The 239-nt window shown below is 44.8% G+C and carries 1 protein-coding gene; it reads right to left on the bottom strand.

Going from position 1 to position 239, the window contains the following annotated elements:
• On the bottom strand, nucleotides 1–239 hold a 239-nt coding region (locus tag SB775_RS33470), incomplete at both ends, for an acyl-CoA dehydrogenase family protein (protein WP_410865608.1).

Here is a 239-nt window from a genome sequence, read left to right as displayed (position 1 = left end):
CCGCAATTGGCTTCCCAAACTGATGACGTTCTCTTGCATATTCTACAGAAGCATCTAAAGCGGATTGTGCAATACCGACTGCTTGTGCCGCAATACCATTACGGCCGCCATCTAATGTCTGCATCGCAACTTTAAATCCTTGGCCCTCTTCCCCTAGTAAATTCTCTACAGGAATACGGCAGTCTTCAAATATAATTTCAGTTGTTGGCGAAGAACGAATCCCTAGCTTACTTTCCTTC

The organism is Peribacillus sp. SIMBA_075, assembly GCF_046534585.1.
The sequence above is the reverse complement of the archived record's forward strand: the minus strand, read 5'-3'. Positions and strand labels throughout refer to the sequence as shown.